At 73.6% G+C, this 26,591-nt stretch carries 22 protein-coding genes and 1 tRNA gene; 14 read left to right on the forward strand and 9 right to left on the reverse strand.

The genetic code is table 11. From position 1 onward, the window contains the following. The first annotated feature begins 229 nt into the window (after window positions 1–229). The 4 genes from IF01_RS0112870 to mscL all read left to right on the forward strand — a co-directional run bounded on the left by IF01_RS0112870 (window position 230) and on the right by mscL (window position 4,917). Entirely contained in the window at window positions 230–1,720 is a 1,491-nt protein-coding gene (locus IF01_RS0112870; RefSeq protein ID WP_030393490.1) for a potassium/proton antiporter, read from the forward strand. A 339-nt stretch (window positions 1,721–2,059) separates the two neighbouring features. Next, window positions 2,060–3,400, forward strand: coding sequence for an MFS transporter (locus IF01_RS0112875; RefSeq protein ID WP_051755309.1), 1,341 nt, complete (start codon window positions 2,060–2,062; stop codon window positions 3,398–3,400). Window positions 3,401–3,515: 115 nt separating this feature from the next. Beyond that, window positions 3,516–3,842, forward strand: coding sequence for an FmdB family zinc ribbon protein (locus IF01_RS0112880; RefSeq protein ID WP_030393492.1), 327 nt, complete (start codon window positions 3,516–3,518; stop codon window positions 3,840–3,842). Window positions 3,843–4,497: 655 nt separating this feature from the next. Next, on the forward strand, window positions 4,498–4,917 hold the full coding sequence (gene mscL / locus IF01_RS0112885; RefSeq protein ID WP_030393493.1) for a large conductance mechanosensitive channel protein MscL: 420 nt from the start codon (window positions 4,498–4,500) through the stop codon (window positions 4,915–4,917). Between the two features lie 73 nt (window positions 4,918–4,990). Here the strand turns inward: mscL and IF01_RS0112890 are convergent, their stop codons facing one another. Both IF01_RS0112890 and IF01_RS0112895 read right to left on the reverse strand, forming a co-directional pair. Continuing rightward, entirely contained in the window at window positions 4,991–5,257 is a 267-nt protein-coding gene (locus IF01_RS0112890; protein ID WP_030393494.1) for a hypothetical protein, read from the reverse strand. A gap of 193 nt (window positions 5,258–5,450) precedes the next feature. After that, a complete protein-coding gene (locus IF01_RS0112895; protein ID WP_030393495.1) occupies window positions 5,451–6,422 on the reverse strand; it encodes a sigma-70 family RNA polymerase sigma factor in 972 nt (323 codons plus the stop codon). 397 nt (window positions 6,423–6,819) lie between these two features. Between IF01_RS0112895 and IF01_RS43855 the strand changes: the two genes are divergently transcribed. Next, entirely contained in the window at window positions 6,820–7,695 is an 876-nt protein-coding gene (locus IF01_RS43855; protein ID WP_051740395.1) for a phosphatase PAP2 family protein, read from the forward strand. Window positions 7,696–7,841: 146 nt separating this feature from the next. On the opposite strand, the gene IF01_RS0112905 is transcribed toward IF01_RS43855, so the two are convergent. Then, window positions 7,842–7,914 (reverse strand) — tRNA-Arg (locus IF01_RS0112905). 199 nt (window positions 7,915–8,113) lie between these two features. On the opposite strand from IF01_RS0112905, the gene IF01_RS43860 reads away from it, so the two are divergent. Then, window positions 8,114–9,679: a glycosyltransferase family 39 protein gene (locus IF01_RS43860; RefSeq protein WP_078879913.1), complete on the forward strand. Its 1,566-nt coding sequence runs from the start codon at window positions 8,114–8,116 to the stop codon at window positions 9,677–9,679. A gap of 120 nt (window positions 9,680–9,799) precedes the next feature. Further along, window positions 9,800–10,738 carry a YhjD/YihY/BrkB family envelope integrity protein gene (locus IF01_RS0112915; RefSeq protein WP_030393498.1) on the forward strand — a complete coding sequence of 313 codons (939 nt, stop codon included), beginning with the start codon at window positions 9,800–9,802 and terminating at the stop codon, window positions 10,736–10,738. A gap of 52 nt (window positions 10,739–10,790) precedes the next feature. Here the strand turns inward: IF01_RS0112915 and IF01_RS0112920 are convergent, their stop codons facing one another. After that, window positions 10,791–13,001 (reverse strand): D-alanyl-D-alanine carboxypeptidase, encoded by a 2,211-nt coding sequence (locus tag IF01_RS0112920; protein ID WP_030393499.1) that lies wholly within the window; start codon window positions 12,999–13,001, stop codon window positions 10,791–10,793. Window positions 13,002–13,299: 298 nt separating this feature from the next. Between IF01_RS0112920 and IF01_RS0112925 the strand changes: the two genes are divergently transcribed. The 3 genes from IF01_RS0112925 (at window position 13,300) to IF01_RS0112935 (ending at window position 15,765) form a co-directional block, all read left to right on the forward strand. Further along, window positions 13,300–14,055: a GOLPH3/VPS74 family protein gene (locus tag IF01_RS0112925; RefSeq protein ID WP_030393500.1), complete on the forward strand. Its 756-nt coding sequence runs from the start codon at window positions 13,300–13,302 to the stop codon at window positions 14,053–14,055. 640 nt (window positions 14,056–14,695) lie between these two features. Then, window positions 14,696–15,559 (forward strand): helix-turn-helix domain-containing protein, encoded by an 864-nt coding sequence (locus tag IF01_RS0112930; protein ID WP_030393501.1) that lies wholly within the window; start codon window positions 14,696–14,698, stop codon window positions 15,557–15,559. Then, window positions 15,556–15,765, forward strand: a complete 210-nt coding sequence (locus tag IF01_RS0112935; protein ID WP_030393502.1) for a DUF397 domain-containing protein — start codon at window positions 15,556–15,558, stop codon at window positions 15,763–15,765. The genes IF01_RS0112930 and IF01_RS0112935 overlap by 4 nt, the downstream gene beginning before the upstream one ends. Before the next feature lie 141 nt (window positions 15,766–15,906). Here IF01_RS0112935 and IF01_RS0112940 read toward each other — a convergent pair whose 3' ends face one another. Both IF01_RS0112940 and IF01_RS0112945 read right to left on the reverse strand, forming a co-directional pair. Then, window positions 15,907–17,022, reverse strand: a complete 1,116-nt coding sequence (locus IF01_RS0112940; RefSeq protein ID WP_030393503.1) for an ADP-ribosylglycohydrolase family protein — start codon at window positions 17,020–17,022, stop codon at window positions 15,907–15,909. A 217-nt stretch (window positions 17,023–17,239) separates the two neighbouring features. Continuing rightward, window positions 17,240–19,828, reverse strand: coding sequence for a bifunctional FO biosynthesis protein CofGH (locus IF01_RS0112945; RefSeq protein WP_030393504.1), 2,589 nt, complete (start codon window positions 19,826–19,828; stop codon window positions 17,240–17,242). 188 nt (window positions 19,829–20,016) lie between these two features. Here IF01_RS0112945 and IF01_RS0112950 point away from each other — a divergent pair, with 188 nt between their 5' ends. From IF01_RS0112950 to IF01_RS0112960, 3 genes are read left to right on the forward strand one after another with little or no spacing between them, the layout of a single operon-like run. Next, window positions 20,017–21,288 (forward strand): LolA family protein, encoded by a 1,272-nt coding sequence (locus IF01_RS0112950; protein WP_051755273.1) that lies wholly within the window; start codon window positions 20,017–20,019, stop codon window positions 21,286–21,288. Between the two features lie 56 nt (window positions 21,289–21,344). Continuing rightward, window positions 21,345–22,328, forward strand: coding sequence for an ABC transporter ATP-binding protein (locus IF01_RS0112955; RefSeq protein ID WP_051740407.1), 984 nt, complete (start codon window positions 21,345–21,347; stop codon window positions 22,326–22,328). After that, entirely contained in the window at window positions 22,315–23,229 is a 915-nt protein-coding gene (locus IF01_RS0112960) for an ABC transporter permease (protein WP_030393507.1), read from the forward strand. Before IF01_RS0112955 ends, IF01_RS0112960 begins: the two co-directional genes overlap by 14 nt. On the opposite strand, the gene rarD is transcribed toward IF01_RS0112960, so the two are convergent. Beyond that, complete coding sequence (rarD, locus tag IF01_RS0112965) at window positions 23,219–24,271, reverse strand: EamA family transporter RarD (protein WP_030393508.1); 1,053 nt, start codon at window positions 24,269–24,271, stop codon at window positions 23,219–23,221. The two genes, IF01_RS0112960 and rarD, sit on opposite strands and share 11 nt — an antisense overlap. Before the next feature lie 171 nt (window positions 24,272–24,442). Beyond that, a complete protein-coding gene (locus tag IF01_RS0112970) occupies window positions 24,443–25,291 on the reverse strand; it encodes an SDR family oxidoreductase (protein ID WP_030393509.1) in 849 nt (282 codons plus the stop codon). 139 nt (window positions 25,292–25,430) lie between these two features. On the opposite strand from IF01_RS0112970, the gene IF01_RS0112975 reads away from it, so the two are divergent. Beyond that, window positions 25,431–25,832, forward strand: a complete 402-nt coding sequence (locus IF01_RS0112975; RefSeq protein ID WP_167349742.1) for a winged helix-turn-helix transcriptional regulator — start codon at window positions 25,431–25,433, stop codon at window positions 25,830–25,832. Here the strand turns inward: IF01_RS0112975 and IF01_RS0112980 are convergent. Beyond that, window positions 25,819–26,586 carry a TetR/AcrR family transcriptional regulator gene (locus IF01_RS0112980; protein WP_030393511.1) on the reverse strand — a complete coding sequence of 256 codons (768 nt, stop codon included), beginning with the start codon at window positions 26,584–26,586 and terminating at the stop codon, window positions 25,819–25,821. The genes IF01_RS0112975 and IF01_RS0112980 overlap by 14 nt on opposite strands. Window positions 26,587–26,591 lie beyond the last annotated feature (5 nt).

Raw genomic sequence — 26,591 nt, forward strand, 5'->3', positions numbered from 1 at the left:
GGGACGCTCACGGTGGGATCGGAGGAGGTCAGAAGGCGGTCGGAAGGAGGCCGGGAACAGGCCGGGAACAGGCCGGAAGCGCGGGCTCGAGGGAACGCGTGGCCAATGAACCTAAAGATATGGCAAAATGTTAGACTAAGTAACGATCCGCAAGGGGAGTAATTGGCACCCCAGGTCGCCACCCCTGTCGGGACCCCGTCCGCCCCCGCCACGTCCGAGGTGCCCCTGCGTGAATGTCGACCACCTGAACCAGCTGCTGCTCGAGTTCTCCGTGATCCTGCTGATCGCGGTGGTCGCCGTGCGCGTGTCCACCAAATCCGGCCTGCCCAGCCTGCTGATCTACCTCGGCATCGGGGTGGCGCTCGGCCAGAACGGCCTCGGCATCTCCTTCGACAACGCCGAGCTCACCCAGGTCCTCGGCTACGCGGCCCTGGTGGTGATCCTGGCCGAGGGCGGCCTCAAGACCAACTGGCGCGAGGCCAGACCCGTCATGGGGGCCGCCACGGTGCTCGCCACCGTCGGCGTCGCGATCAGCGTCTTCGTCACCGCGGCCGGGGCCCACTGGCTGGTCGGCCTGGACTGGCGCACCTCACTGCTGCTCGGCGCGATCGTCTCGTCCACGGACGCCGCGGCCGTCTTCTCGGTACTGCGGACGGTGCCGCTGCCGCGCCGGCTGACCGGTCTGCTGGAGGCCGAGTCCGGCTTCAACGACGCGCCGGTGGTCATCCTGGTCGTCGCCTTCGCCGCCGTCGGCGAGCCGGACCCGTGGTACGTCCTGATCGGCACGATCCTCGCCGAGCTGGCGATCGGCCTGGCGGTCGGCCTCGCGATCGGCAAGCTCGGCGCGTACGGCGTCAAGCGCGTCGCCCTGCCGTCCTCCGGCCTCTACCCGATCGCGGTGCTGGCCCTCACCGTGCTCGCCTACGCCGGCGGCGCGCTGCTGCACGGCTCCGGCTTCCTCGCCGTCTACGTCACCGCGGTGATCCTCGGCAACGCCAAGCTGCCGCACGGCCCGGCCGTCCGGGGCTTCGCCGACGGCCTGGCCTGGATCGGGCAGATCGGCATGTTCGTGCTGCTCGGCCTGCTCTGCGCCCCCGAGTCGATGGGCTCGGCCGTGGTGCCGGCGCTGGTGATCGGCGCGGTGCTGGTCTTCGTCGCCCGGCCGCTCTCGGTGGTGCTCACACTCACCCCGTTCCGGCTGCCGCTGCGCGAGCAGGCCCTGCTCAGCTGGGCCGGCCTGCGCGGGGCGGTGCCCATCGTGCTGGCCACCATCCCGATGGTGGCCGGCGCGCCGATGGCCCAGGACGTCTTCAACATCGTCTTCATCCTGGTCGTGGTCTTCACCCTGCTCCAGGGGCCGACCCTGCCCTGGGTCGCCAAGGGCCTGCGGATCGGCGACGGCTCGATGGGGCAGGACCTCGGCATCGAGTCGGCGCCGCTGGAGAAGCTGCACGGGCACCTGCTGTCGGTCGCGCTGGCGCCGGACTCCCGGATGTCCGGCGTGGAGATCGGCGAGCTGCGGCTGCCGACCGGGGCGGCGGTCACCCTGGTGGTGCGGGAGGGGAGCAGCTTCGTGCCCGACAAGGCGACCGTGCTGCGCGGCGGGGACGAGCTGCTGGTCGTCACCACCGACGCGGTGGGCGAGGCGGCCGAGCGGCGGCTGCGGGCCGTGGACAAGGGCGGCAAGCTGGCCGACTGGCTGCACGGACGTGGGACCTGAAGGTCTCGCGCGGAGTTCACCTTGACTTAACAGGACAACTTTGGATCCGTCCTGTAGTGTCGAGTCGAGCGCGACATCTACGCGCGTATAACCATTGTTTGCTGACACACCACACCCCAGCATCTGCCTGAAGCAGAGTTGGCGCGACCGCTCGGCGGCCGCGGCCCGGACCCGGCCCACCGCCGGACCGGCCCGGTAACTACCCCGGTCGACGCGCGAGAGGACGACTCTCGGCGCCGTCGGGGCCACCCCATGCCCTGCCGCGCTACCAGGCAGCAGGAAGGACCGACCGTGACGGCCCGCCGAACGGTCGAGAGCGTCGAGGACGCCGAGAATGCCATGGCCGAGGCTGACGCCACGGGCGACGCCGGCAGCACGGGCGGCGCGGACACCGCGCCGGCCCGGGTCGGCTACGGGGCCCTGCTGCGCACTCCCGGGGCCTGGACGTTCCTGACCCCCGCGCTCCTCGCGCGGCTGCCCTACGCGATGCTCAGCATGGGAATCCTGCTGCTGGTCAAGGACACCCACGGCTCCTACGGCACCGCCAGCACGGTCGCGGCGGTCGCCGCCGTCGCCCAGGCGCTGATCGGCCCGCAGACCGGGCGGCTCGCGGACCGGTACGGCCAGGCCGCCGTGCTCGTCCCGACCGTCCTGGTGCACGCGGCCTCGGTCGGCGCGCTGATCGCGCTCGCCCTCGGGCACGCGCCGGCCTGGAGCCTGTTCCTGGCCGCCGCCCCGGCCGGTGCGAGCGTCCCGCAGATCGGCGCGATGGTGCGCGCCCGCTGGATCTCCACCTTCACCGCCGAGGGCGCCTCCGCCTCCTCCGCCGCCAAGGTGAGCACCGCCTTCGCCTTCGAGTCCGTGACCGACGAGTTCACCTTCGTCGTCGGCCCGATCCTGGCCGCCGCCGTGGCCACCTCGGTCAACCCCTCGACCGGGCTGATCGCCGAGGCCGCGCTGACCCTGGTCGGCGGTCTGGCCTTCGCGGCCCAGCGGCGCACCGCGCCCGCCCGGGTGGTGCGCGAGCCCGGCGTCCGGCAGGCCTCGGCCCTCGCCTCCCCCGGCGTCCGGCTGCTGGCCGGCACCTTCCTGGGCGTGGGCGCCGTCTTCGGCGGCCTGCAGGTCTCGGTGAACGCCTTCGCCGACTCGGTCGGCCGGCCGGGCGCCGCGGGCACCGTCTACGGCATCTTCGCCGGCGGCTCGATGCTGGCCGGCGTGCTGTACGGCATGGTCGCCTGGCGGCGGTCGGTCCAGCAGCGGATGGTCATGAGCTACGGCCTGCTGGTGCTGGGCTGCTCGACCCTGTGGGCGATGCCGAACCTGGTCGCGCTGTCGGTCGCCGGGCTGGTCTGCGGCCTGGCCATCGCGCCCACCCTGATCAGCGGCTACACCCTGGTCGAGACGCTGGTCGAGGACGGCGCCAAGACCGAGGCCTTCACCTGGCTGACCGGCGCCATCGGCCTGGGCCTGGCGACCGGCGCGACGGCGGCCGGGCGGCTGATCGACGCGCAGGGCCCGACGGTCGGCTTCCTGGTGCCGGTCGCCGGTGCCGGTCTCGGCCTGATCGCCCTGCTCTCGCTGCGGGGGCTGCTGGTACCGGCCGGAACCCGCAGCACGGTGGTCGCCGGCTCGGTGGAGCGCGGTGCGCCCGCCGGGCTGGTGGGGGCCGTCAAGGGCTGACCCCGGGGCCGGAACCGACTCATCTCACATTCGAGTCGCTGGACTGATCCTTCGGAATGCCGCATCATTGAGGATCGTTAGCACTCATCAGGCGAGAGTGCCAGGAGGAAGACAAGTGCCCACGTACCAGTACCAGTGCACCGAGTGCGGCAACGGCCTGGAGGCGGTGCAGAAGTTCACCGACGAGCCGCTGACCACGTGCCCCGACTGCCAGGGACGGCTCCGCAAGGTCTTCTCGGCGGTGGGTGTCGTCTTCAAGGGCTCCGGCTTCTACCGGACCGACAGCCGCTCCTCCTCCAGCAGCTCGGTGGGATCCGGCTCGTCGTCGTCCTCTTCGTCGACGTCGGCCTCGGGCTCCTCGTCGGGCTCGTCCTCGTCGGGCTCCTCGGGTTCGTCGGGGTCCTCGGCCCCCGCGGCCAGCCCCGCTCCGGCGGCCGGCTGACCTTCTGCCGGGTCGCGGCAGCAGCTTCTCGGACGGCCCGCCGTTCCCGTTCTCCACGGGTGCGGCGGGCCTTTCGCGCGTTCTGCGGCGGGTGTCCCGGGGGCGGGCGTTTCGGGGCTGGGGCGTTTTCGGGGGCAGGGCTTTCGGGGGCGGGTGTCCCGGGGGCGGATTCTGTCAGCGCCGGGCGGGTCGGTTCACCCCTGCGGGTGGGTCCCGTTGTCCACAGGGCCGGGTTTTCCACAGGTTCGGAAAAGGGAGTTCCGGCGGTCGCGCGGGCGACCCAGAGTGGGCACCGCAAGCCCCGAACCCGACCAGTGGAGGTACCCGTGCGTACCGCTTCACCCGCCCTGTCGCCCCGTCCGCTGCCGATCCCGCCGCTGCCCGCGCCGACCGTTCCGCCCCGGCAGCCGGTGCCCTCCTTCCCGCCGATCGGAGGCCGGGCCGGTCTGCGCGGCCGGCTCCGACAGCTGCTGGCAGCCGGCCCCCGGGTGCCGGCCGTGCTGCTCTTCGCGATGGCGGCCGCACTCGCCCTCGGACCGGCCTGGGCGAACCCGGGGACGCCGGAATCGGCACCGCCGGTCGGCCGAACGGGTTGTCCGGCGGAGGGGGGAGGAAATCACCCGTAACCGAGGAACGACTTCGTCGTTCACGCGGCATGAAGGGCTTCAAGGAATTCCTGCTGCGCGGAAACGTCGTCGACCTGGCCGTCGCCGTAGTCATCGGTGCGGCTTTCACCAGCATCGTCAACGCCTTCGTCAAAGGCGTCATCAATCCGATCGTCGGCGCGTTCGGGGCCAAGGACCTCGCGTCCTACAGCTCCTGCATCAAGGGGCCCTGCGAGGTGACCGCCGCCGGTGAGGTGACGTCCGGAATCCTCATCCTCTGGGGCAGCGTGCTCAGCGCGGCCCTGCAGTTCCTGATCACCGCCGCCGTCGTCTACTTCTGCCTCATCCTGCCGATGACCAGGTTCACCGCCCGGCGCAAGACCCTGGCCGAGGTCCAGGCGGAGGCCGAGGCCAAGGAGGTCCTGCTGCTCACCGAGATCCGCGACGCCCTGGTCACCCGGGCCGCCTGAGCCCCTGGCCCGTCCGAACCCCGCCGCGCCACGCCCCGTCCCGTCCGGGGCCCGGCGGCCCCTCCCCCTCGGATCAGTCCCCGTGGTGCGGCGGGCGCTGGCTCAGGTACCAGTCCAGCCCCCGTCCACCGCTCTCCCCGGCCCCGGGGCGCTCGCCCCACCCGGTGTCGGTGTCGTCCCGGGACTGCCGGTCCAGCGGGTCCCCGAAGATCAGCCGGGCCTTCGCCGCCGCGTCCGCACCCGGCTGTGCCTTGGGGGCGGCCTGTGCCGGCCCGCTCCCCGCCCCTGGCCCGGTACCGGGCTGCGTGCCCGGTCGGCCGTCCGTCGCGTCCTTCGCCATCGTCTCCTCCACCGCTCTCGCCGTCCCCGCCGCTGTCCGCCGTCGCCCGCCCCTGCCCACCAAGCCTAGAAGGCCCCGGAGCGGCCCGGGGACGACGGTGGGCCCGGCGCGGACCGCTCCGCACCGGGCCCACCGGGCCGTACCCACCTCCGGCCGCGCCGCCCCGCGCGCCCCACGTCTCCGCACACCTCCGCTACGCGGCCTCGAAGCCCGCATGGTCGGCGATCTTCTTCAGCTCCGCCAGCGCGTGCTTCTCGATCTGGCGGATCCGCTCACGGGTCAGCCCGTGCTGCTTGCCCACCTCGGTGAGGGTGCGCTCGCGGCCGTCCTCCATGCCGTAGCGGGAGCGGATGATCGATGCCGTCCGGTCGTCCAGCCGCCCGATCAGGCCGTCCAGCTCCTCACGGCGGAGCATGACCATCACGGCGTCCTCGGGGGACGTCGCCCCGGTGTCCTCGACCAGGTCGCCGAACTGGGTCTCGCCCTCGTCGTCGACCGACATGTTCAGACTGACCGGGTCGCGCGCCCAGTCCAGCACGTCCTTGATCCGGGTCTCGGTGGTGTCCAGCTCGGCCGCGATCTCGGCCGGCTCGGGCTCACGGCCCAGCTCCTTCGACTTCTCCCGCTGCACCCGCCGGATCCGGCCCAGCTCCTCGACCAGGTGGACGGGCAGCCGGATGGTGCGCGACTGGTCGGCGATCGACCGGGTGATGGCCTGGCGGATCCACCAGGTCGCGTAGGTGGAGAACTTGAAGCCCTTGGCGTAGTCGAACTTCTCCACCGCGCGGACCAGGCCCGCGTTGCCCTCCTGGATGAGGTCCAGCAGGGGCAGGCCGCTGCGCGGGTAGCGCCGGGCGACGGCGACCACGAGACGGAGGTTCGACCGGATGAAGACGTCCTTGGCGCGCTCGGCGTCCTCGGCTATCGCCTCCAGCTCCTCGCGCTGGACGCCCTCGGGGAGCCCGCCCTCGTCCAGCAGATGCTGGGCGTACACGCCGGCCTCGATCCGCAGCGAGAGCTCGACCTCCTCGGCGGCATCGAGCAGGGGTGTCCTGGCGATCTCGTCGAGATACATGCCGACCAGGTCACGGTCGGCCTCGAAGTTGGTCGGGCGGGCCGCGCGAGTCCGGTCGGCCCTGTCGCGAACGACGGCACGGGTGGCCATGCTTGCTCCCTTTGCTGGTGTTGCCGAGGTCTGGGCTGCCTGCCCCCAGGAGGGCACGATGTGCGGGCCCCGAGGGGCTCACACGTAACGATCCAACGAACAGATTCCGGACAACATTCCCAAGTCGCTCAGATTCTTCCAGGGATGCAGTATCCTGCGAGATTTATCCCCGATTCCGAACGGAGGGTGACCGCGCGAGCACCGCGGGTGCCGTTCCGGGACCGTTTCGGCGCACCCCGCGCACGGCCCCCGCCAGGCACAACCCCGCCGGCGCCGGGCGCGTTCCCGCGCGGACCCGCGCTCCCGCACCGGCGCACGCAGGTTCTCCGCACAAAAGATGCCAAATCGCTATCACCGCAGCGCACGCTCGGCGCAGGCGGCTGGGAAGGTGTCAGCCATGCACCTGACCAACAGCTCGCCCACCATCACCGCGCGTGATCGCCACCTGCTCCGGCACGCGGCACTCGCGGTCTGCTGCGCCGGACTGTTCGCCGCCCTCGCGGCCCTGGTGCAGACCGGCTGGGGCCCGCTCGCCCGGTTCGACCGCGAGCTCACCGGCGATCTGCACCGCTACGCGGCCGATCACACCGTGTGGACCGCCTCGGTACAGATGTTCTCCGACATCGGCGGGACGATCACGATGCGCAGCGTCCTCGGCGCCGTCGCGCTCTGGCTCTGGCTGATCGGCGCCCGGACGCTGGCCGGCTGGGTGGCGGCCCAGACCCTGATCGGCTGGGGCGGCCAGTGGGTGCTGAAGCTCTCCTTCGGCCGCCACCGGCCGGCCTTCTCCGACCCGGTCGCGCACGCCGACGGTCCCTCCTTCCCCTCCGGGCACGCGATGGCCTCCGTGATCACCTGTGCGGTGCTGGTCGGCCTGCTCTGGCCCCGGGCCCGCCGCGCCGGCCGGACCACCGCCTGCACGACCGCCGCACTGACCGTCCTCGCGATCGGCGCCTCCCGGGTCTTCCTCGGTGTCCACTGGACCACCGACGTCCTGGCAGGCTGGCTCGCCGCCGGAATCGTCCTCGGCGCCGTCACCGTCCTCGTCGAACTCGCCCGCCCCGGCGCCCTCGCCCGCGACTTCCGCCGGGTGGACTGGCGCACCCGCCCCCGCGTCCAGCGGGTGCTCGTCTCCTCCGCCCGCCCGCCCCGCGACACCGACCCCTCGGACGATCCCGCGGACGACCTCCCGGACGCCCCCTCCGACAATGCCCCCGTCGCCGGACCCGCCGCCGACCCCGTCCCCGACCGCCCCGACGGCCTCCTGCGCTGAGGACCTTCCGCGCCGCCGATCCACCGCGCCGACGGGACCGGGCCGACGAACCACCGGGCTGACAACCGCTCACCGGAACGCCGCGGGCCCCCTCGGTCGTGACCGAGGGGGCCCGCGTACTACGTCGTCCGCCGGAACCGGCGCTGTGCCCCAGGCAGGATTCGAACCTGCGACACCGGCTTTAGGAGAGCCGTGCTCTATCCCCTGAGCTACTGAGGCGGGGGAAGACCGCTGACAGCCTAGCGGATCGCCGGGGAGGGTTGGGCGGGGACGGGCCCGGACGGACGGGCCGACGGCGGGTCAGCGGGGCCGGGGGTGGCCCGACCTGCGGAGGGGCCGCCGGATAGCCTGGGAGGACGGGACTCGGCGGCCCTCGGCCCCGGGCCGTCCGGCCGGTGGACAGAGGCGGGGGCGGCAGATGGTGACGGACGAGCGGTGGTACGGGAGATCCGTCCGCCGGGCGGCACGGGTGGCCGGACCGGCCACCTGGCTGGTCCCGGCGCTGGCGATGCTGGTGGTCGGCGGCTACCGGCTGGGGACCCCCACCCTGTGGCGGGACGAGGTGGCGACCTGGACGTCCGCCGTCCGCCCGCTCGGTGAACTGCTGCGGATGCTGCAGCACGTCGACGCCAGCAACGGCACCTACTACGTCCTGCTGCACGGCTGGATCACGCTGTTCGGCGACTCGGTCACGGTGCTGCGGCTGCCCTCGGTACTGGCCATGGCGGGCGCGGCCGCGTTCACCGCGCTGGTCGCCGCACGCCTGTTCGGCGGCCGCGTCGCGGGCACCTGCGCCGGACTGCTCTTCGCGACCGTGCCACTGGTCTCCCGGTACGCGCAGGAGGCCCGCTCCTACGCGCTGGTGACCTGCGCCGTCGCGGCCGCGACCTGGTTCCTGCTGCGCGCGCTGGACCGGTCGACGCCGTGGCGGTGGATCGCCTACGGCCTGGCGATGGCCGTGGCCGGCGCCGCGCACCTGGTTTCCCTGAGCGCCCTGGCCGGGCAGGCGGCGCTGGTCGCGCCCCACCTGTGGGGGGCCCGCGGCCCGGACCTGCGGCGGCTGCTCGTCCGCCTGGCGGCGGTGATCACCGCCCTGGTCGTGGCGGTGCTGCCGGTCGCGCTGCTCGGCCGCCAGCAGTCGGAGCGGCAGCTGGGCTGGCTCGCCCGGCCGAGCGTGGACCAGCTGTGGCACTTCGGCGAGCCGCTGTTCGGCTCGGCCCGGGTGTTCGACGTCTTCCTGGTGCTGGCGGTGCTGGCCCTGGTGCTGCCCGGGCGGCGCGGTCCGGCGCTGCGGCTGCTGCTGCTCGCGGTGCTGCCGGTGCTGGCGGTCTGGGTGCTCTCGCGCGGCACCACCTCGTACTTCCTCGACCGGTACCTGCTGTTCACGGTCCCGGCCTGGGCGGCGCTGGCCGGCTGCGGGGTCGGCGCCGTGTACGCGGCGGTGACGGCCGCGGCCAAGCCCGGCCGGACCAGGCCGGAGCTGCGGGCGGCGGGGCTGGTGCTCGCGGTCGGTGTGGTGGCGGTGACCGGGGTGACGGCGCTGCCCCGGCAGTCGCTGGTGCGCTACCCCGGCTCGCACGCGCAGTCCAAGGAGCCGTACCAGGAGGTGGCCCGGCTGATCACGGCCGGCTACCGGTCCGGGGACGGACTGGCCGTGCCGATCGGCGGGCAGGCCTGGTCGATGGTCGGCCCCGGTGTCTCCTACTACCTGCCGGACGGGATACGGCCGTATCCCCTGTTCGTGGCGAGCGGGGCCGTCCCGGCCGGGGACCTCTTCCCGATACCGTGCCCGAAGCCCGCCGACTGCACCGGGTCCGGGACCCGCACCTGGCTGGTCGTGCTGGGCGACACCACCGATCCGCTCGCCGAGGTGCCCGAGGGCGAGGCGGCCGCCCTGCGGGGCCGGTTCGGCCCGCCGCAGCAGGTGACGCCGCTGGGCGGGATGACGCTCGCGCTGCTGGAGGGGGCCGGCGCCGGCCGCTGACCCCCTCCCGGGGCACCGGCCGGCCGGGCCGCAGATCCGCGGGGCGCGGGGCGGCCCGGATGCGGCGCGCCGGGGCCCGGGCGACCATGGATCACGGCGACCAGGTCGGGAGGACCGTCCGTGAGCGAGCAGCCGAGCGAGCAGCCTCCCGAGCGGCGGACCCCTCGGCCGGAAGGTCCGGCGCCCCGGCGTACGGACCGGTGGAAGCAGCGGTCGACGGCCCTGGCCGGTTCGGCGCGCGAGCTGCCCCAGCAGGTCCCGCTGGTGGGCCGCGCCCTGCGCCAGCTGTTCCGGGTGAACCTGCTGGACTGCGCGACCCGGCTGGCCGCACAGGCCTTCCTGAGTGCCCTGCCCGCGCTGTTCGTGATCTCGGTGTTCACCCCCGCCGCCATCCGGGACGGGCTGGTGCACTCGCTGCGCAAGGAGCTGGGGCTCCAGGGCGCGGCCGCGCAGTCCGTCCAGCAGCTGCTCGGGACCGGCCACCAGGACGACACCAGCTTCGGGGTGATCGGCGCGCTGGTGACCCTGCTCTCGGCGACGGCGCTCAGCCGGGCCATGCAGCGGGTCTGCGAGCGCTGCTGGGAGCTGCCCAAGTCGGGCACCAGGGTGGCGGCCTGGCGCTGGCTGGTCTGGCTGATGGTCTGGCTGGTCTGCCTGGTGTGCCAGACCCCGGTCCGGGAGGGCTTCGGCCTGGGCGCCTGGCTCGGCGTCCCACTGACCTTCCTGGGGGCGACGGCGCTCTGGTGGTGGACCCAGCACCTTTTGCTGGGCAACCGGGTGCGCTGGCTGCCGCTGCTGCCGGGGGCGGTGCTCTGCGGGGTGGCGGTGGTCGGGGTCGGGGTGGCCTCGCGGGTCTACCTGCCGAACGCGATGACCCGCAGCATCGGCCAGTTCGGCCCCTACGGCGTGGTGTTCACCTCGCTGTCCTGGCTGATCGTGGTTTTCACCGGGGTGACGCTGGCGATCGCGCTGGGCCGGGTGGTGGCCGAGGAGGAGGTCGTCGCCGAGTTCCTGGGCTCGCGCACCGAGCCGGGCCGGTGGGGCGGACGGCGCGCCTGAGCGCGTCCCGCCCCACCGGCCGGCCCGACGGGTGTGCCCGGGCCGACGGGCCTCAGAGGGCCCGGGTCAGCCGGGACAGGATGGACGGCGGGGCGAGGTCGGACTTCAGCACGACCGGCACCTCGACCTTGTTGGCACCCTCACCCGACCGCAGCACACCGACCTGGGTCCCGGCCGTCACCCGGTGCCCGACCTTCTGCGGGTCCAGCACCAGGGTGCCGGTGATCCCGGGGAAGCCGGCCACCGAGAGGTCCTGCGCGGCGACGACCGGGACGGAACCGCCGAGGCCGTCGTCGATCCGGCCGACCACGTCGCCCTGCTTGGCCAGGGTCTGACCGGTGAGCCCGTTCTGGGCCGCCTGGATCTGCTTGGCGCTGACGCTCTGCACCACCTTGAGGATGCTGGGCTCGGCGGTGGTCGCCGGCTGGCCCAGGGTGACACCGAGGATCAGCCGCCGCGCACCGGCGACGTCCTTGAACGCGGCCCACATCAGGCAGCCGCCGGCCGGGGTGCTGGAGCCGGTCTTGACGCCGATGATGCCGTTCTTGGGCGAGATCAGCGTGTTGGTGTTGGAGATCTTCTGGTTGTTGAAGGTGGTGTCCGGGGTCGACACGATCTGCCGGAAGATCTCGTCCTGCATCACCTGCTCGGCCAGCTTCAGCTGGTCCTTCGCCGTGCTCCTGGTCTCGGCGTTGAAGCCGGCCGGGTCGGTGTAGGTGGTGTTGGTCATGCCGAACGCGGCGGCGGTGTCGTTCATCTTCTTCACGAACGCCTCCTCCGACCCGGCGTCCCAGCGCGCCAGCAGCCGGGCGACGTTGTTGGCGGAGGGCAGCATCAGCAGCTCCAGCGCCTGGTACTGGCTGAGCTGCTGCCCCTCGGTCAGGGTGACCCGGGACTCGTCGACGTTGCCGGACTCCTGGGCGGCCTGCTTGTCGACGGTGATCTTCGGACCGCCCTCGCCCTTCTTCAGCGGGTGCGCCTGAAGGATGAGGTAGGCGTTCATGACCTTGGTGACGCTGGCGATCGAGGCCGGGGTCTCCGGGCCCGAGCTGCCCAGGCTGCCGACCCCGACCACCCCGGCGGCCGACTGGCCCTTGGCGGGCCAGGCCAGGTCGAGCGGGTCGCCGGGGAAGCCGAAGCCGCCAGCGGCGGTCATCCGCACCTTGGTGTCCGGCAGCGGGCGGAGCAGCTGGGCGGTGACCACCGCGCCGAGGACGACGGCGAGGAAGACCGTCCAGATGGTGATCCGCTTGAGCGCGCGGCGCAGCGGCGAGACCGGCCGGCCGTTGAGCGTGGCCAGTACGTCCATCGCCTCGGAGGTGGACTCCGGGAAGGGCAGCGGTGCGGGTTCGGGCACCGGATCGGGCTCGGGCTCGGGCAGCGGCTTCGGGGCGGGAGGCTTCGGGACGGTGCCCGCGGCGGCGGGGAGGCGCAGCATCCGGGTGCGTTCGGCGTCCTCCCGCTTCTCGAACTTCTCGGCCCGCGCGGCCGCGGCGGCCGACTCGGTCGGCCCTGTCGGCTCTGTCGGCTCGGTCGAGTCGGTCGGCTCTGTCGCCGGGGACGGGGACGCCGGCTGCCCGTCGGTGTCCGCGTCGCTCCCGGCGGGTTCCGCCTCGGACTCGGCCTCGGCCTCGGTGCGACCGGCCGCGCCGGCGGACCCGGCCGCCGCCGTCGGCGCCGTCCGAATGGCGAGACGGGGGTCGGCGCCGGTCGGGCGTTCCGGCGTGCCGGACGCGGCCCCGTCGGCCTTCTCCGCCCGCTCGGCCGAACCGATCGCGGTGGCCCCGGACGGCCGGCCCGGCTCCTTCGGCAGGCGAAGTGCGGTGGTGGCGTCGTCGGACGGCAGGCGCAGCGCCGTGGTCGCGTCGTCCGACGGCATCCGCAGCGCGGTGGTCGCCTGGTCCACGGGCATCCGCAGCGCGGTCGTCCGGGTGTCCGAATCCCGGACGCGCAGCTGCACCGTGGCGGGCTTGGCCGGCCGGCCCGATCCGCCGTCGGCGGGCTCCGGGGCGCCGTGCGACCCACCGGACGGGGCATCGCCCGAGTCGCCGGACGGGGCGTCGGCGGACGGGGCGTCGACGGTGTCCGCGGGCTCGGCGGCGGTGCCCGGTTCCGGCTCCACCGCCCCGTCCGCCACCGCGTCCGCCGCCCGGTCCACCGCCGGCGCGGCCGCCTCCTCGGCCGCGGCGGGCCCGGCCGTTCCGCCGTCCCGCTCCCGCGCCCGATCGCCGTCCCGCAGCACCCTGTCGGGGGACTCGCCCACGTAACCCAGCCTCCTCAACGCCCGGCGGGGCACCGGCCGACCCGATTTCGGGAAGCCGGTACCCCGCCCCGTGTACCTGTACAGTCTCCGCCACCGGCGACCGATCCGGTCGCCCACACCCCGCCCGACCGGCGGTTATTACCGTGGCACGGCCGCACCGCGGCCTGTTCAACGGTCAGACGCCGGGCCCGCCACGGGCGGTTCCCCCGGTCGATCGCAAGGTCACGATTCGGAGGCGTACTCGACAAGCCCGTGTGAGAGGCGTCACGCTGTTTCCCATCCACGCGGGGAGGCTTGGATGGGCAAGAGCCGCAGAACTGTTCCCGAGGAACTCTTGCTGCTCGCTTTGGACCCGGCCACGGGCACCACTGCGCAGCCGCAGACCCTCGACCTCGGACTCGCCGGGGCACAGCTGGTCGAGCTGTCCCTGGCCGGACGGATCGTTCCTGAAGGTGACCGGATCGCCGTGGTGCTGCCACGGCCGACCGGTGACCCGACACTCGACCACGCGCTCGAGCTGCTGCGACGACGCGGCAGCCCGGTCCGCGCCACGCACTGGATCGGCGGGCCCCGGCTGGGGCTGCGGCAGACCTACCTGGCACACCTGGAGCGCTGCGGCATGGTGACCGCCGTGCCCGGTCAGGTGTGCGGGGTGCTGCCGACGATCCGCTACCAGGCGTCGGACGACTGCACCAACGCCGCGATCAAGCAGCGACTGGACACCGCGATCCGCACCGGCGTGCCGCCGGACCCGCGGACGGCCGCGCTCGCCGCCCTGGCGCACTCGGTCGGTCTGGGCAAGCACCTCTACCCGGGCAACGAGGGCCGGTCCTCGCGGTCCCGGTTGCGCGATCTGATCCGCTACGACCCGCTGGGCGGGATGGTCGCGCACGCCGTGATGGACGTGCAGAACGGCCTGCCGAGCCAGCAGAACCGTTCCGCCCAGGCAACTGCGGCGCCGTCGGGCTCGGGAGGCCGGGCCGGTCAGCGCTCGGCGGCCGGGCGCGGCAGCGGCGGAGGCCGGGTCGCGGCATCCCGCGTCGGCGTCCGCTGAGGCTCCCGCCGAGGCCGGACGCCCGCCGAGGGCCGCACCGGGGACCGCACCGAGGGCCGCATCGGGGCCCTCGCCAGGACCCGGGTCCGGACCACCGTCCGGATCCTCGTCCGGACCCCCAGCTCGGCCCGCGGTCCCGCGGGCACCCGAACCACCCCGTGCGCCGAGCGCGCACCAGCGCGAACGGCAGCGCACGCCGAACCGCTCACGCCCCGCAGAGGCGCCGAGCAACCGGCATCACCAGGCAGTGAGAAGGGGCGGTCGCCCGCGACGGAAGTCGCCGGGCGACCGCCCCTCCGCCGTCCCCCGAGTCGGTCCGCCCCCACCCGGACCCCCGGCCGCATACCGCCCCCGCACGTGCCACCAGCACCTGCGCGGCCCCCGGGCCGCGTCCGCACCGCATCCGTCACGCCGTCGCCCCACCACCGGACCGGGCCGCGGCGCCTCTACCACCTGGAGGCGTCCGCTGTCTCACCGAAGCGCTTTTCCGATGATCTGTTCTACTGCGCTCCAGTGATTTCCCGGCGCCGACCTGACCCGGGGTGACATGCTGCAGAACGTCAGGGGGTTGATCCAGATTTCCACCGTGTTCCGAGGACTTCCGTTCCAACGATCACCAGAGGTCCGACCGGAGGTCGACGTGTCCGCGAACATCAATCCCACGGTGCGTCGTCGACGCCTCGGCTCGGAGCTGCGCAAGCTCCGGGACGCGGCGGGGATGACCGCGGAGGAGGTCGCCGGCCGGCTGATGGTCTCCCAGTCGAAGATCAGCCGCCTGGAGAACGGCCGCCGCAGCATCAGCCAGCGCGACGTCCGCGACCTGTGCGACGTCTACAGCGTCACCGACGAGGCGATGCGGGCCAGCCTGATGGAGATGGCCCGGGAGTCCCGGCAGCGCGGCTGGTGGCACGACTTCAACGACATGCCCACCCCGTACAGCGTCTACATCGGGCTGGAGGCCGAGGCCTCCTCGATCCGCGCCTACGAGTCCTCCTTCGTGCCCGGGCTGCTGCAGACCGAGCAGTACGCCCAGGCCGTGGTCGAGGGCACCCAGCCGGACACCGACGCCCTCTCCGTCCAGCGCCGGGTGCAGGTCCGGATGAAGCGCCAGGACCGGGTCAACGGCGAGAACCCGCTGGGCAGCCTGTGGACGGTGATAGACGAGGCGGTGCTGCGCCGGGAGGTCGGCAGCAAGGAGGTGATGGCCCACCAGCTGAAGCACATGCTGGAGCTGAGCCAGCGCCCCAACATCACGATCCAGGTCATACCGTTCTCGCACGGTGCCCACCCCGGAATGACCGGGACATTCTCCCTGCTGGAGTTCCCGGAGTCAGCCGATTCGACGGTTGTCTACTTCGAAGGGGTGACGAGCGATCTCTACCTGGAGAAGGAGGCCGACGTGCGCCGCTATACCAGTCTCTACGACCACCTGCGGGCGGCCGCGCTCGGGGTGGCGGAGACCCGCTCACTGATAGCCGACATCGAAGAGGGATACCACCGATGAGCACCACCATCGAGAACAGGACGAGCTGGCGCAAGAGCAGTCACAGCGGCGGCAACGGCGCGTGTGTGGAGATCAGGGTGCCGGCCGCCGACCGGGTGGCCGTCCGTGACTCCAAGGACCCGGAGGGACCGCAGCTGAGTTTCTCCCCCGAGGCCTGGAACGCGTTCGCCGCCGCGGCGGGCGCCGGAGCGTTCGGCAGCCTCTGATCGACCTCGTGCCGGTTCCCGGCCCAGGTGCCCGTAGCGGTGTCCGTCGCCTCTCCCCCGGGGCGGCGGCCACCGCTACGGGCATCTCGGCACTCGGAGGCATGCCCCCGACAAGCACTCCCCGGCCCGACGGACGGAGGATCAGCCGAGCACCGGGTAGCGGGCCGCCCAGGCCGCGCCCTCCGCGGTGTCGCGGCTGTGCAGCTCGGGCCCGTGCATCAGCTCCAGCACGAAGTCGTCGGCCAGCTCGAGCAGCGCCCCGCGCCCCTCGAGACCCGCCACCAGGCCGGGCGGCAGCGCGGTGTCACCGTGCAGCACCCCGAGCAGGTTGCCGCAGACCGCGCCGGTGGAGTCGCTGTCCCCCGAGTGGTTCACCGCCAGCAGCAGCCCGGACCGGACGTCGTGCGCGACCAGCGCGCAGTACACCCCGATCGCCAGCGCCTCCTCGGCGACCCAGCCCTCCCCCAGCGCCTCGACCCGCTCGGCGGACGGCTCCCCCGCCCGCACCGCGTCCAGCGCGGCCCGCAGCGCCGCCGTGGTCTCCTCGTGCGCCGGCCGCTCCGACAGCAGCGCGAGCGCCAGGTGCACGCCCTCCTCCAGGGTGCCGCCCCGCGCCACCGTCTGGACGATCACCGCCAGCGCCCCGGCCGAGAGGTAGCCGGTGGGGTGGCCGTGGGTCAGCACCGAGCACTCCACCGCCAGCTGGAACACCAGGCCCGGCTCCCAGGTGGTCAGCAGCCCGAACGGCGCCGCCCGCATCACCGTGCCGCAGCCCTTGGAGTGCGGGTTCTTCGGCGCCTCCAGGGTGCCCAGCCGCTCGGCGTCCGGCCCGGAGAGGCCGGAGAGGCAGGCCTGGCCCGGCGCCCGCTGCGCGTACAGCCACTCCTCCCGGCCGAGCCAGCCGAGGTCGTCCCGGCGCTCGTCCGGGCCCCAGTCCCGCTGGGTGACGGCCCAGCGCAGATAGGCGCGGTGGACGTCGGTGGGCGGGTGCCAGCTGCCGGTGTCCCGGCGGATGTGGGCGCGTATCAGCCCGTCGAGGGTGAACAGCACCATCTGGGTGTCGTCGGTGACCGCTCCCAGCCGCCCGTACGCGGGGACGTACCCGGTGACGCCGAGCGGGCCGTGCGCGGCACGGATCTTCTCCAGGGACTCGAACTCCACGCCCGCGCCGAGTGCGTCACCGATCGCTCCGCCGAGCAGGCATCCCCGCACCCGGCTGCGGAAGTCCTGCTGCTGGGCGCGGGACCACAGTGGCATCACGGCAAGCGCCTTTCGTCCGGGAGCGGGAGGGACACGCGACGCACGGCCGGTCGCGCGCCCTCGCACTGTATTCGAATGCCCGAACAGCCCGGCAGGGTTCCCGCTCCACCGGATCACCACCGGATGTTCCACCACCCGCCGGACTCCCCGGGTTTCACCCGGTCCGGGCCGGGCCGCCGTCCGCCGGGGCCCGGCGGACGGCGGCCGGACGGGCTCAGTCGACCAGCGGCAGCAGGTCGGGCAGGTGCCCGTCCGAGGCCAGCGCGGCGGCCAGCCGCTCGGCCGGCACCTCCCCGTAGGTCGTGGTCCGCTGCCGGTGCGGCCGCCCGACCGCCTCGGCGATCGCCTGGAGGTCCCGGACCGACTTGTAGCTGCCGTACGCCGAACCGGCCATCCGCGAGATGGTCTCCTCCATCAGCGTGCCGCCGAGGTCGTTGGCGCCCGAGCGGAGCATCTCCGCCGCTCCCTCGGCGCCCAGCTTCACCCAGCTGGTCTGGATGTTGGGGATGTGCGGGTGGAGCAGCAGCCGGGCCATCGCGATCACCGCCCGGTTGTCCCGCGCGGTCGGTCCCGGCCGGGCGATCCCGGCCAGGTAGACCGGGGCGTTGGTGTGGATGAACGGCAGCGTCACGAACTCGGTGAAGCCCCCGGTGCGCTGCTGGATCTCCGCGAGCAGCCGCAGGTGGCCCACCCAGTGCGCGGGGGTGTCCACATGCCCGTACATCATCGTGGAGGAGGAGCGGATGCCCAGCTCGTGCGCGGTGCTGACGACCTCCACCCAGGTCGCGGCCGGCAGCTTGCCCTTGGTGAGCACCCAGCGGACCTCGTCGTCCAGGATCTCGGCGGCCGTGCCCGGGATGGTGTCCAGACCGGACTCCTTGGCCCGCTGCAGCCAGTCCCGGATCGACAGACCGGTCCGGGTCGCGCCGTTGACCACCTCCATCGGCGAGAAGGCGTGCACATGGATCCCCGGGACCCGCTCCTTCACCGCGCGGGCGATGTCGAAGTAGGCGGTGCCGGGCAGGTCCGGGTGGATGCCGCCCTGCATGCAGACCTCGGTGGCGCCGACCTCCCAGGCCTGCGCGGCCCGGTCGGCGACCTGCTCCAGCGAGAGGCTGTAGGCGTCGGCGTCGGTGCGGCGCTGGGCGAAGGCGCAGAACCGGCAGCCGGTGTAGCAGACGTTGGTGAAGTTGATGTTCCGGGTGACGCAGTAGGTGACCTCGTCGCCGACCGCGTCCCGGCGGACCGCGTCGGCGATCCGGCACAGCGCGTCCAGGGCCGGGCCGTCCGCCTGGAACAGCGCCAGCGCCTGCGCGTCGGTGAGCCGGGTCGGGTCGTCGGCCGCCACCGCGAGCGCGGCCCTGACCTCGTCGTCCAGCCGCTCCGGGGCCCCGGTCGGGCCGGGGACGGCCGAGGCGGCCTGCTCCCGCAACACCTCCCAGTCGCCGTAGACGTCCTCGAAGTCGGCCCGCCGGTCGCCGGTCCGGCCCTCGGTGTCGATGGTGCTGTGCAGATCGGTGCGGCCGTAGGACTCCGGCAGGTCCTCCGGCTCCTGCCAGGGGTGTCCGGTGACCACCGCGTCCGGGCGGGCCAGTCCGGTCTCCGGGTCGGCCAGCGCCCGGACGTGCGGCAGCACCCGCGGGTCCAGCCAGGGCTCGCCGTGCCGGACGTACTCGGGGTAGACGGCGAGCCGCTCGCGCAGCTCGAAGCCGGCCGCCGCCGAACGCTCGGCCAGCTGGTCGATCTGCGGCCAGGGGCGCTCCGGGTTGACGTGGTCGGGCGTCAGCGGGGAGACGCCGCCCCAGTCGTCGACGCCGGCCGCGATCAGCCGCTCGTACTCGCCGTCCACCAGGTTCGGCGGGGCCTGCAGACAGGCGGAGGGGCCCATGATGTGCCGGGCCACCGCGACGGTGGCGACCAGTTCGTCCAGCTCAGCGTCCGGCATGCCGCGCATCGCGGTGTCCGGCTTGGCACGGAAGTTCTGCAGGATCAGTTCCTGGATGCCGTGGTAGGCCCGGGAGACCCGGCGCAGCGCGAACAGCGACTCGGCGCGCTCCTCGTACGTCTCGCCGATGCCGATCAGCAGGCCGCTGGTGAACGGCACCGAGCTGCGGCCGGCGTCCTCCAGCACCCGGAGCCGGACGGCCGGCTCCTTGTCGGGCGAGCCGTGGTGCGGGCCGCCGGGCTCGCTCCAGAGCCGGGTGGCGGTGGTCTCCAGCATCATCCCCATCGAGGCGGAGACCGGCTTGAGCCGCTGGAAGTCGGTCCAGCTCAGCACCCCGGGGTTGAGGTGCGGGAGCAGCCCGGTCTCCTCCAGGATGCGGATCGACATGGCGCGGACGTAGGCGATCGTGTCGTCGTAGCCGTGCGCGTCCAGCCACTCACGGGCCTCGGGCCAGCGGTCCTCGGGCTTGTCGCCGAGGGTGATGAGCGCTTCCTTGCAGCCGAGCGCGGCGCCTCTGCGGGCGACGTCCAGCACCTCGTCCGGGGACATGTACATCCCGTGGCCGGCCCGGCGGAGCTTGCCGGGGACGGTCACGAAGGTGCAGTAGTGGCACTTGTCCCGGCAGAGCCGGGTGAGCGGGATGAACACGCTCTTGGAGTAGGTGATGACGCCGGGGCGGCCGGCCGCTTCGAGTCCGGCGTCGCGGACCCGGGCGGCGGAGGCGCAGAGGTCGCGCAGGTCCTCGCCCCTGGCCCGGAGCAGTACCGCCGCCTCGGTCGCGTCCAGCGCGACACCGTCCCGGGCGCGGCGCAGGGCGCGGCGCATCGCGTTGGCAGTCGGAGTGTTGGATGCGTCCATGCCGCGACCCTACGCCAGTTCACGTACGTTCCTCGTACGTTCGGAGGAGACGACCCTGAGGGGGAATCAGGGTCGGCTGCGTCGCGAGATCGACCCCTATCCAACCCTGCAGGGCGATGACGCGGGCGACGCGGCACCGTCTAATGGATACCCAGGGACAGTCGGTCACTGACGGAGGGGTTGGACGGATGACGGACGACAGGGCGACCGCGGGCAGCGGCCCGGCGGACGAGTGGCAGGACGGGGCTCCCTACCGGTCCCGCCGACGCACGCTGGTGCGCGTCGCGGTGCCGCTGGCGGTCACGGCAGCGATCGCCGCCGGGGTGGGGCTGGTACCGGCGCTGGCGGACTCCTCGCCGCCGGAGCTGCCCGCGCTGACGGCGGAGCAGGTGGTGGCGAAGGTGCTCGGCTCCCAGGCGGAGACGCTGACCGGCACGGTGTCGCTCTCGGCCGACCTCGGTGTGCCGAGCCAACTGCTGGGTGCCGCGGCCGGCGGCCTCGCCGGCGGCGCGCCGGGCGGCGGTTCCGGGGGCAAGTCCTCGGGCGCCGACCCGACGGCGAAGCTGACCGGCCTGCTCGGTGGCGAGCACCGGCTGCGGGTCGCGGTGGACGGGCCCGACCGGCAGCGGATCGGCCTGCTGGAGCAGCTGGCCGGCTACGAGATGATCCGCAACGGCGACCAGGTGTGGACCTGGGACAGCAGCAGCAACGAGGCCGTGCACCTGACCGGGGCCCGGCCGGACGCCAAGGCGGACGGCCACCCGGGCAAGGGTCCGCTGACCGGGGTGCCGACCACCCCGCAGGAGGCGGCCCAGCAGTTCCTGGGCGCGAGCGCGGGCACCACCACGGTCACCGTGGACGGCACCGTGAACGTGGCCGGGCAGAAGGCCTACCGGCTGAGCGTGAAGCCGACCGGCTCCGGTTCGACGATCGGCGAGGTCCGGATCGCGGTGGCCGCCGACAACGGCGTGCCGCTGTCGGTCGTGGTCAAGGGGACGGACGGCAGCACCGTGCTGGACGTCCACTTCACCGATGTCTCCTTCGCGGCGCCGTCCGCGAAGACCTTCGAGTTCACCGTGCCCAAGGGCGCCAAGGTGACGGAGCGCAAGGCCGACCCGGCGCCGCACGCCGAGATCTCCCCGGAGGAGGCCAAGGCCGCCACCGAGGGTCTGAACGTGATCGGCGAGGGCTGGACTGCGGTGCTCTCCGCCAAGCTGCCCGGCAACGACGTGTTCGTCCCGGCCGAGGGCAAGGGTCCGCGCGGCAAGGGCGGGCACGGCCCGGGCGGCGGCGGCAAGCTGGAGAACCCGCTCGCGCTGGTCAAGTCGCTCGGCAAGCCCGTCGCCGGCGGCTCGCTGATCAGCACCAAGGTGCTGAACGTGCTCGTCACCGACGACGGCCGGGTCTTCGCGGGCGCGGTGACGCTGCCGGTGCTGCAGAGTGCGGCCGGGGTGAAGTAGTGGCCCAGGCTTCCGTAACGGGGGACGTTACGGAGCCGGCCGGGGGGCCGGGCGCGTTGACGCGCCCGGCCCCCCGTGCCGCTTCGAGCTCCCACCGGTCCGACGACGTGATCAGCACCCGGGGCCTGACCAAGCGGTTCCGCGGCGGCCAGCTCGCCGTGGACGGGCTGGACCTGAGCGTCCCCCGGGGCTCCGTCTTCGGCTTCCTCGGGCCGAACGGCTCCGGCAAGACCACCACGATCCGGATGCTGATGGGGCTGATCGCCCCGACCTCCGGGGTCGCCTCGGTGCTCGGCGAGCCGATGCCGCAGTCGGTGTCCTCGGTGCTGCCCCGGGTCGGCGCGCTGATCGAGGGGCCCGCCCTGTACGGCTTCCTCTCCGGCCGGGACAACCTGGGCCGGTTCGACGCCGCCGACCCGACCGCCGACCCGCGGACCCGGGAGCGGCGGGTCTCCGAGGCCCTGGACCGGGTCGGGCTGACCGCCGCGGCCGGCAAGAAGGCCCGCGCCTACTCGCTGGGCATGAAGCAGCGGCTCGGCCTGGCCTCGGCGCTGCTCCAGCCGCGCGAGCTGCTCGTCCTGGACGAGCCCACCAACGGCCTGGACCCGCAGGGCATGCGGGAGATCCGGGCCCTGATCCGCGAGGTCGCGGCCGAGGGCACCACGGTCTTCCTCTCCTCGCACCTGCTGGACGAGATCGAGCAGGTCTGCACCCATGCCGCCGTGATGTCGCGCGGCAGGCTGCTGGTGCAGGGCACCGTCGCCGAGCTGGCCGCCCGGGCCCGGGGCCGGCTGGTGGTACGGACGCCGGACACCCACCGGGCGGGCGAGGTGCTGCTCGCGCACAAGGTCACCGAGCTCCGGATCGCCGAGAACCGGGTGGACGGCGAACTGGGCGCGCTCGCCGAGGACGCGCTGCCCGGGCTCTGCGCGGCGCTGGTCGCGGCGGAGGTCCGGGTCCACGGCTTCGGCGTGGAGCGGGGCACATTGGAGGACGCCTTCGTGGCGCTGACCGGGGAGGGCTTCGATGTCGCGGGCTGAGGCGGTGCCGGCCGAGGCGGTCGCGGCGACGGCCGTGACCACGGCTGCGGCTGCGGCGCGCGGACGGCGCCCGCAGACGGCGGCCGGGTTCCTGGCGCTGTTCCGCAACGAGCTGGTGCTGACCTTCCGCCGGCTGCGGACCATCGTGCTGCTGGGGATCCTGGCCCTGCTGCCGGTCCTGATCGGTGTGGTGGTCCGGATCGAGACGGACGGGCCGCGCGGCGGCGAGGGCCCGGCGTTCATCGCCCAGGTCACCCAGAACGGCCTGTTCCTCGTGTTCACGGCCCTCGCGGTGGCGCTGCCGGTGTTCCTGCCGATGACGGTCGGTGTGGTCGCCGGGGACTCGGTGGCCGGCGAGGCGGCCACCGGCACCCTGCGCTACCTGCTGGTGGCGCCGGCCGGGCGGACCAGGCTGCTGGCCGCCAAGTTCACCGCCGGGCTGGTGTTCTGCCTGGCGGCGACGGTCACCGTCGCCACGGCGGCGGTCATCGCCGGGGCGGCGCTGTTCCCGGTCGGCGATGTCACCCTGATCTCCGGCGAGACCATCGGCCTGGGGTCGGCGCTGCTGCGGGCGGTCCTGGTGGCCGCGGTGGTGGCCGCGTCGCTGGCCGGGCTGGTGGCGATCGGGCTGTTCATCTCCACCCTCACCGGCAGCGGCATCGCGGCGATGGCGGCGACGGTCGGCCTGGTGATCACGGTGCAGATCCTGGACAGCTTCCCGCAGTTGCACGCGATCCAGCCGTTCCTCTTCACCCACCACTGGCTCACCTTCGGCGATCTGCTGCGGGCGCCGATGGAGTGGGACGGGGTGCTGAAGAACCTCGGGCTGCAGGCCGCCTATGTGGCGGTGTTCGGCTCGGCGTCCTGGTCGCGGTTCACCGCGCGGGACATCACGGCCTGACCGGCACGGCGTCGGCCGTCCCGGCCACCGCGGCGGCCCCGGTCGCTGCGGTGGCCCCGGCGGCGGTGGTGGCAGTGGCGGCGGCATTGGCAGTGGCGGCGGCAGCAGTGGCGGCAGCGGCGGCGGTCCGGGTGCGGTCGGCCCGGACCCGCCGCAGCGCGTCCCAGGTGAGCACCACGAGCGCGGCCCACACCAGGGCGAAGCCGGCCCAGCGGGCGGGCGGCATCGACTCGTGGAAGACCGCGATGCCGATCAGGAACTGGAACACCGGCGCCAGGTACTGGAGCAGCCCGAGCACGCTCAGCGGCACCCGGACGGCCGCCGTGCCGAAGAGGAGCAGCGGGACGGCGGTGATCACCCCGCTGAGCATCAGCAGTCCGGTGTGGCCCCAGCCGTACTCGCCGGCCGCGGTGTGGCCGAAGGTGCCGCGGCCGGCGACCTCCAGGTACACCAGGTAGCCGAGGGCGAAGGGGAACATGAAGGCGCTCTCGGCGGCCAGGCTCTCCAGCCCGCTCAGCCCGACCTTCTTCTTCAGTAGCCCGTAGGTGGCGAAGGAGAACGCCAGGGTGAGCGCGATCCACGGCGGCCGCCCGTAGCCGACGGCCAGCACCGCCACCGCGAGCGCGCCGATCCCGACCGCCACCCACTGGGCCCGGCGCAGCCGCTCCTTGAGCACCAGCACGCCGAAGGCGATGGTGACCAGCGGGTTGATGAAGTAGCCGAGGCTGGTCTCCACCACGTGCCCGGTGTTGACGCCCCAGATGTAGACGCCCCAGTTGATCGAGATCACCGTGGCGGCGGCGCCCAGCATGGCGAGCCGGCGGGGCTGGCGGAGCAGCGGGCGGATCCAGCCCCAGTGCCGCTGGGCGACCAGCAGCAGGACCACCGCGACCAGGGACCAGACCATCCGGTTGGCCAGGATGTCGTCGGCGGCGCCGGGCTCCAGCAGCGGCCAGAACAGGGGGAAGAGCCCCCATATGCCGTAGGCGGCGAATCCGCTCCAGAGGCCGCGTCCGGCCTCCTGCTGGGTCGTGTCTGGCATGGACCGTCTGCCCTCCGCGCGCGCGAGTGTCGAGCCGACGGTAGCGGGCGCGACCGCGCCTGTCATCTCCGTATTCGGTTTTTGGTCATGACATGCCTCCGGCCCCACCCGCGACGGTCCGTCGGGGGTGGGGCCGGAGGTGGCGGGGGGCCGGGATCGGGCGTCCGGGGATCAGGCGCCCAGGACGGCCCGGACGGTGTCGGCCAGCGGCACGGTCGGGCGGCCGATCAGCCGGGACAGGTCGCCGGGAGCGGTGGCCAGCTCGCCGCGCGCGATACCGGCGTCCACGTCCACGAACACATCGGCGTAGCCCTCCGGCATGCCCGCGCCGATCAGCACCTCGCGGTGCTCGGCCGGGGTGACGTTCCGGTGCTCGACCGGACGGCCCGAGGCCTGCGCCAGCTCGGCGGCCAGCTCGGACAGGCCCCAGGCGGCGTCGCCGCTCAGCTCGTAGACCTTGTTCTCGTGGCCCTCGCCGACCAGGACGGCGACCGCGGCGTCGGCGTAGTCGCGGCGGGGGGCGGTGGCCACCCGGCCGTCGTTCGCACTGCCGACCACCGCACCGCGCTCGACCGTGCCGGCGGCGTCACCGAGGTAGTTCTCGGTGTACCAGCCGTTGCGCAGCAGGGCGTGCGGCAGGCCGGAGCCGAGCAGCACCTCCTCGGTCGCCCGGTGCTCGTCGGCCAGCCCGAAGGTGGCCGTGCCCAGGATGCTGGTGTACGCGAGCAGCGCGACCCCGGCAGCCTTCGCCGCGTCGATCACCGCACCGTGCTGGGCCGCCCGGCGGCCGAACTCGTTGCCGGAGATGAGCAGCACCCGGTCGCCGGCGGCGAAGACCCCGGCGAGCGTCTCGGGGCGGTTGTAGTCCGCCTCGTGGACGCGCACGCCCTGCTTCTCCCACTCCTCGGCCTTGGCGGCGGAACGCACCACCACCGCGATCTCGTTCGCCGGAACGGCTGCCAGCAGCCCCTCCACGACCAGGCGGCCGAGCTGTCCGGTGGCTCCGGTGACGACGTACATGTCCCTGCTCCTCTTGGGTGTGGCGACGGCTTCGAAGCCGCGGCGCGGTGTCCTGCTCCGAAGCCGCGTCGACTTCGATACTCACCCTAGGGATGGCACTAACTTCTGGATAGTACGCACTTTGAAGTAGGGTACTGACATGGAGGTAATGACACAGGGCTCGCCCCTGCTCGACCGGGCGCCCGACATCTACGACCGCATGTGTCCGTCCCGGGGCGTGCTGGAGCACGTCACCAGCCGCTGGGGGGTGCTGGTGCTGGTCGCCCTGCGGGAGCGCGGGTACCGCTTCAGCGAGCTGCGCCGCCGGGTGTCGGGCGTCAGCGAGAAGATGCTCGCGCAGACCCTGCAGACCCTGGAGCGGGACGGCTTCGTGCTCCGCGAGGCGCACCCGGTGATCCCGCCCCGGGTCGACTACAGCCTCACCCCGCTGGGCCTGGAGGCCGCCGAGTACGTGTCGGCGCTCGCCCACTGGGTGGAGGCCAGCATGTGCGCCGTCAGTGACGCGCGCGAGGAGTACGACGGACGGGCTACCCGCCCCTGACCAGCTCCGCCAGTCCGTCCAGCACCCGGGCCAGGCCGAAGGTGTAGGCGTGGTCGGGGTCGTACGCGGCGCCGTGCGCCTCGCCGGCGGCGGCGCCGACCCGGGCCGCGACCGGGTAGCGCTCGGGGTCGAGGACCCGGGCGAGCAGCTCGGCGTTGGCCTCCCACCACTGGGCGTCGGTCATCGCGCTGTCCTGCCGCGCGGCGCGTCGGTCGGCGGCCATCCGGGCGCAGGTCTGGACGAAGCCGAGCACATGGGTGAGCGCGGCGTCCAGGTCGAGGTCGGACAGGCCGGAGTCCTCGAAGGCGCGCAGCTCGTACTCGTACTTGGCCATCAGGCCCGGCCCCAGCGGCGGGCGGCCGGTGGCGACGACGGCGGTCCACGGGTGGGCGCGGTGGAGTGCGCGGTTGTCCTCGGCGACGGCGGCGACCCGGGCCCGCCAGCCGTCCCCGTCGGGCGCGGTGCGGGGCATGTCCGCGTAGGCGGTGTCCAGCATCAGGTCGACCAGTTCGGCCTTGCCGGGCACATAGGTGTACAGCGCCATCGGTGAGACGCCGAGTGCCTGGGCGACCCGCCGCATGGTCACGGCGTCCATCCCCTCGGCGTCCGCGATCGCGATCGCGGCGGCGGCGATCTCCGCCGGGGACTTCGCCTGGCGGGGCCCGCGCCGGCCGGGCTTCTCCTCCGCCGACACACCCCAGAGCAGCGCGAGCGTGCGCGCCGGGTCCCCGGAACTGCTGCGGTCACTGGCCATGGACC

Source organism: Kitasatospora purpeofusca, from assembly GCF_000718025.1.
Taxonomy (GTDB): Bacteria; Actinomycetota; Actinomycetes; order Streptomycetales; family Streptomycetaceae; genus Kitasatospora; species Kitasatospora purpeofusca.

Excerpts from the sequence above, each read along its gene's own strand:
- IF01_RS0112935 (WP_030393502.1), top strand. The coding sequence starts at position 15,556 with ATGAGCACCACCATCGAGAACAGGACGAGCTGGCGCAAGAGCAGTCAC.
- IF01_RS0112940 (WP_030393503.1), bottom strand. The coding sequence starts at position 17,022 with ATGCCACTGTGGTCCCGCGCCCAGCAGCAGGACTTCCGCAGCCGGGTG.
- IF01_RS0112890 (WP_030393494.1), bottom strand. The coding sequence starts at position 5,257 with ATGGCGAAGGACGCGACGGACGGCCGACCGGGCACGCAGCCCGGTACC.
- IF01_RS0112970 (WP_030393509.1), bottom strand. The coding sequence starts at position 25,291 with ATGTACGTCGTCACCGGAGCCACCGGACAGCTCGGCCGCCTGGTCGTG.
- mscL (WP_030393493.1), top strand. The coding sequence starts at position 4,498 with ATGAAGGGCTTCAAGGAATTCCTGCTGCGCGGAAACGTCGTCGACCTG.
- IF01_RS0112950 (WP_051755273.1), top strand. The coding sequence starts at position 20,017 with ATGACGGACGACAGGGCGACCGCGGGCAGCGGCCCGGCGGACGAGTGG.
- IF01_RS0112925 (WP_030393500.1), top strand. The coding sequence starts at position 13,300 with ATGGGCAAGAGCCGCAGAACTGTTCCCGAGGAACTCTTGCTGCTCGCT.
- rarD (WP_030393508.1), bottom strand. The coding sequence starts at position 24,271 with ATGCCAGACACGACCCAGCAGGAGGCCGGACGCGGCCTCTGGAGCGGA.
- IF01_RS43855 (WP_051740395.1), top strand. The coding sequence starts at position 6,820 with ATGCACCTGACCAACAGCTCGCCCACCATCACCGCGCGTGATCGCCAC.
- IF01_RS0112975 (WP_167349742.1), top strand. The coding sequence starts at position 25,431 with ATGGAGGTAATGACACAGGGCTCGCCCCTGCTCGACCGGGCGCCCGAC.
- IF01_RS0112945 (WP_030393504.1), bottom strand. The coding sequence starts at position 19,828 with ATGGACGCATCCAACACTCCGACTGCCAACGCGATGCGCCGCGCCCTG.
- IF01_RS0112875 (WP_051755309.1), top strand. The coding sequence starts at position 2,060 with ATGGCCGAGGCTGACGCCACGGGCGACGCCGGCAGCACGGGCGGCGCG.
- IF01_RS0112980 (WP_030393511.1), bottom strand. The coding sequence starts at position 26,586 with ATGGCCAGTGACCGCAGCAGTTCCGGGGACCCGGCGCGCACGCTCGCG.
- IF01_RS0112895 (WP_030393495.1), bottom strand. The coding sequence starts at position 6,422 with ATGGCCACCCGTGCCGTCGTTCGCGACAGGGCCGACCGGACTCGCGCG.
- IF01_RS43860 (WP_078879913.1), top strand. The coding sequence starts at position 8,114 with ATGGTGACGGACGAGCGGTGGTACGGGAGATCCGTCCGCCGGGCGGCA.
- IF01_RS0112960 (WP_030393507.1), top strand. The coding sequence starts at position 22,315 with ATGTCGCGGGCTGAGGCGGTGCCGGCCGAGGCGGTCGCGGCGACGGCC.